At 43.9% G+C, this 4,523-nt stretch carries 5 protein-coding genes and 1 pseudogene; 2 read left to right on the top strand and 4 right to left on the bottom strand.

Annotated elements, in window-relative coordinates; genetic code table 11:
* Nucleotides 1-380 precede the first annotated feature (380 nt).
* On the top strand, nucleotides 381-530 hold the full coding sequence (locus O9290_RS23190; protein ID WP_002752187.1) for a hypothetical protein: 150 nt from the start codon (nucleotides 381-383) through the stop codon (nucleotides 528-530).
* A 79-nt stretch (nucleotides 531-609) separates the two neighbouring features.
* Here O9290_RS23190 and O9290_RS23185 read toward each other — a convergent pair whose 3' ends face one another.
* Nucleotides 610-990 (bottom strand): hypothetical protein, encoded by a 381-nt coding sequence (locus O9290_RS23185; protein ID WP_002759386.1) that lies wholly within the window; start codon nucleotides 988-990, stop codon nucleotides 610-612.
* 59 nt (nucleotides 991-1,049) lie between these two features.
* A complete protein-coding gene (locus tag O9290_RS23180) occupies nucleotides 1,050-1,415 on the bottom strand; it encodes a phasin family protein (RefSeq protein ID WP_002759385.1) in 366 nt (121 codons plus the stop codon).
* Between the two features lie 613 nt (nucleotides 1,416-2,028).
* On the opposite strand from O9290_RS23180, the gene hemB reads away from it, so the two are divergent.
* Complete coding sequence (gene hemB / locus O9290_RS23175) at nucleotides 2,029-3,015, top strand: porphobilinogen synthase (protein ID WP_288059539.1); 987 nt, start codon at nucleotides 2,029-2,031, stop codon at nucleotides 3,013-3,015.
* A 114-nt stretch (nucleotides 3,016-3,129) separates the two neighbouring features.
* On the opposite strand, the pseudogene O9290_RS23170 reads toward hemB, so the two are convergent.
* Both O9290_RS23170 and O9290_RS23165 read right to left on the bottom strand, forming a co-directional pair.
* Nucleotides 3,130-4,266, bottom strand: a pseudogene (locus O9290_RS23170) (cation-translocating P-type ATPase); the annotation flags it as partial.
* 17 nt (nucleotides 4,267-4,283) lie between these two features.
* The coding region (locus O9290_RS23165; RefSeq protein WP_287697663.1) for a zinc ribbon domain-containing protein at nucleotides 4,284-4,523 on the bottom strand (240 nt) is incomplete at its 5' end.

Raw genomic sequence — 4,523 nt, 5'->3', positions numbered from 1 at the left:
TGGCTCTTCTGGTTTCTGTGTGGAAACGGGGTCTATACTGATAGTTTCTTCAGCAAAATACTCCTAAAAGTCTTTCCCAGTAAATATTTCACGATTCTATAAGCAAAAATTATCACACAAAGTCGAGAAGAGCCGTCCTTTCTGGACAACAATCAAATATCTGTTCAGCGATTTAATTGAATAATTTTTCCTTTACAAAAATACAAGGATTATTATAAAAGTTTAGATAAACAAGAAAAAATATCAAGTCTTATGAAGATTATTCAAGAATTATCTCAAAAGTCAACAATTGATGAGATTCTGACCAGATAATGGGGATGGAGGGGTGAATCAACCTGATCCGAAACAGAGATTATTGTCGAGAGTCGGAGAGAAAAGCAATGAATATCAAGGATACGTTACACAATTTTGTCCAGTACCTAACAGAGGCTTTTGCTCGCATTTTTAGTCCCAACAATGACGAATATCCCGATGTGGGGATGCAGCCTTTTGATTCTGAACCTTACCATGCTCCCAAGGGTAATTCTTAACTAAAAATGACAGATAACTGCTTTGAGATAAGGGTTATGGGTAGGGATAATAACCCTACCTGATTTTATAGGAAAATAATTAATCCTCTGCTTGCCAATCGGGACAACTATCACTATCCCAACCGTAGGGATGGAAACCGCAGACGAGAAGATTACCCCCGTAGATATAACCGTGATAATTACGGCAACCGATACAAGCAGGATGGGTGTTAGGATCGGGGTTAACTTTAGGAGTGAGGGTAAAATCCGAGGGTTCATCTAATTCCGAAAAGGGGTATTCATCGAGGTTAAAAAATTCCTCTAATTCCTGGGGTAAAACCTCTTGAATAAACTGTTCCAGATCGATGATAATTTCTTCATTGATTTCTTCGATAGTTTGGGTAACTTCTTGGAAAAAATTTTCAATTCCCAGTGCCACAGTTTCGATCACTTCCCAAAAATCTTTCTGCCAATCGTCCATGTTTATACTTGCGTCCCTTGTCTGGTAATAATTAATTATTTGTCGCTAAAATCTAGGTTTTAATCCTGTTGTAGTTTCCGTAATTCTTCCTGAAGACGTTCCACCTTTTGCCGCAATTCATCTACTTTTGGCTCGGCTGCTTTGCTGTCTTCCTCATCTTCAATAATTTCTATCCGTCGGGGTTCATGGGGAATATTAGATTCATTACCTGCCACCGTTTGCTGTTGTGCCTGTTTCACCAACTCATCAACGTATTTCCTCGCTTCTTCCGTCGTCATTTCGCCGCGAGAAATCATCTCATCGGCTAATTTTTGGGCTTGATTTCTTAATTCTTGTAAATTTACTTCAGCTTTTTCGGCGGCATAAGTAGCAATGCCTACGCCCAAATAAACTGCTTTTTTGACTAAATCACCTAAGTTCGCCATAGCAAAAATCCTGAATCGATCGCTCTTACTTCCTAGAATAAACGATCCTTCTCCCAAATGGAGATGGGTTTTGGGAGTGAGTGAACAGTGAACAGTAAACAGTAATCAGTGAACGCTTGCGCCGCTAATGTAACACCGTGAACATTTTTCAGCCAATATCCAAGAGAGCCATCGGTGAACTGAAAACTCATACTAAATCCGTTGAGTATAAGCTAGTTATGAGGAGAGGCACTCATGCAAAAGGCAAGAGGCAAAAGGGAGAATAAATAATCAGTTTTTAATAAACGGATTTAGTATCACATCTGATAACTGATAACTGGTAACTGGTAACTGATAACTGATGAGGTAAAGTTTTGTAAAGAGATGCGGTGGTGGCGACACCAAAATTGATCGCTATAAAGATTAAATTTTAGTCAAATTGCTGGTTTTTTGCGCTCAAAACGACGATAAAGCCTCATTAAGTCAAAAATGAACTAAATAGTGTGATTAAGCTCAAAATAACTAAATGTTGCGGATAGTTGCTGGCAGCCCGCAGCCGGCTGAATCGATTTGTGTTCATCCTCAGCAAAGATTTAAACTAAAGACCAGATTCCCGATTTAATCACAAAAAACTATGTTTCCTATTCATCGCCCCCGTCGTCTGCGTCAAACCCCTCAAATGCGCCGTCTGGTGAGTGAAACCGTCTTGACAGCCAATGACTTTATCTATCCTCTTTTCGCCACGGCGGGGGAAGGTATTGCCCGGGAAGTCAAATCGATGCCGGGGGTGTACCAATTATCAATCGATAAAATTGTTGACGAAGCCAAGGAAGTGCGGGATTTAGGAATCCCAGCGATTATTTTATTCGGGCTGCCAGAAAGTAAAGACACAGAGGCGACGGGAGCATGGCACGATCATGGTATTGTGCAAAAAGCAGCCACAGCAATTAAAGAGGCAGTTCCCGATCTGCTCATTGTCGCCGATACTTGTTTGTGTGAATATACCAACCACGGTCATTGTGGTTATCTGCAAACGGGAGATTTAACCGGCAGGGTGTTAAACGATCCCACTCTGGGATTATTGCAAAAAACCGCCGTTTCTCAGGTAAAAGCGGGAGTGGATATCATTGCACCTTCGGGAATGATGGATGGTTTTGTGCGGGCAATTCGTCAAGGATTGGATGAGGCGGGTTATAGTGATACACCGATTCTTTCCTATACGGCTAAATATGCCTCTGCCTATTATGGTCCGTTTCGGGATGCGGCTGATTCTACCCCCCAATTCGGCGATCGCAGAACCTACCAAATGGATCCGGGTAATGCCAGAGAAGCCTTAAAAGAGGTGGAATTAGACCTATTAGAGGGAGCAGATATGTTAATGGTAAAACCTGCCCTATCTTACATGGATATTATCTGGAGAATCAAGGAAATGACTAATTTACCCGTGGCTGCCTACAATGTGTCGGGGGAATATTCAATGATTAAAGCGGCGGCGTTAAATGGCTGGATTGACGAAAAACGAGTGACTTTAGAGACTCTAACTAGCTTTAAACGGGCGGGTGCCGATATTATCTTAACCTACCACGCTAAGGATGCCGTGCGCTGGTTAGCAGCGGGTTAAACTTGTTTTAACCCACCATGCTGATTATTAAGTAGGTAGGCACAATTCATTCAAGCAACTACATAGCGCACTGCTGCAACAATTTGTAACCGATCGTGGAATCTATGATGCCTTTTATTTTTGGATGTTCAAGTGCCGACGGTTCCACAGTTTTAGTCCTTCAAACCAGAAAATACTGACAACTCCAGAAACTAAGCTAACCAGCAAATCATCAGTATGTAGCAGTGAAAAGCTGAACAGGTGTCGTAACAAGGGAACATAGAGAACTAATCCCAAAAACAGGAGTCCACCGCCGATCACCCACCACAAAGCCTGATTAGGAGCTTGGAGCATTTCTGGAATCGTTCGGGACCAGGAACGATTGGTGAGGATCATAGCGAGGTTGGAGATAATCAATGTCGTAAATGCTAAGGCACGAGCATCAAATTCACTATTGCCGTTGTTATAGGCGATCGCGAATACAATAAGCAGTACCACTAAAACGCTGATCCCTTGAAGCAAGGCCAATCGCAACGTCCGACGACTGAACAAGGGTTCTTTGGGATTACGGGGGGGGCGACGCATAATATCGCTTTCTGCCGGTTCAGCTTCAAACACAACCGTGCAGGCCGGGTCGATAATTAAGTGTAGAAAGGCAATGTGGATGGGGAGCAGCACCAAGGGCCAGCCAAACATGACTGGAATCAAGGACATACCTGCGATCGGAACGTGAACGGCCAAGGTATAGGCCATCCCCTTTTTCAGGTTGTCAAAGATACGTCTGCCCAGTTTGACCGATTCGACGATGGATGAAAAATCATCTTTCAACAGGACCAAATCGGCAGACTCGCGCGCTACATCGGTACCTCGTTCACCCATGGCAATGCCGATATGAGCAGACTTGAGGGCCGGGGCATCGTTGACACCATCACCGGTCATGGCCACAATTTCCCCGGAGCGTTTCAGTGCATTGACAATCAATAGTTTTTGTTCGGGGACGACACGGGCAAAGATGTTGGTGCTGTGAATGCGATCGCGCAGTTCCGACTCACCCATTTGCTCCAGTTCCCTGCCAGTGATCACCTTGTCTAAAGGCCTGAGTCCAATCTGACGGGCAATGTTCTGGGCTGTTACCGGATAATCACCCGTAATCATCACAACGCGAATTCCCGCACCATAGCATTCGGAGATCGCAGGTGCAACAGTAGGGCGCACCGGGTCTTCCAGGCCGATGAGTCCCACAAATTCAAACTCAAAGTCGTGTTGTTGCACAGTTGACACTCCCCGCTCTAAAGAGACGGGGATTCTTGGTTCACAGAGATTACTTGCTTAGACAGAATTGCTTCTGAAAAAGTAGAGGTATTCTCTCCCCAAGCGTTTATTGGGTCTAGCCCAAAGGTTCCGGTATGCCCTACCGTACTTAGTCCCCTTTTAAGGATGTTGATTGCGGCGTTTTCATCCCTATCCAAAACACATCCACATTTGCACTGATGGGTTCTAGTCGATAAAGATTTTTTGACAGTTTCACC

It is taken from the genome of Microcystis sp. LE19-41.2A (genome assembly GCF_027530405.1).
GTDB lineage: Bacteria > Cyanobacteriota > Cyanobacteriia > Cyanobacteriales > Microcystaceae > Microcystis > Microcystis aeruginosa.
The sequence above is the reverse complement of the archived record's forward strand: the minus strand, read 5'-3'. Positions and strand labels throughout refer to the sequence as shown.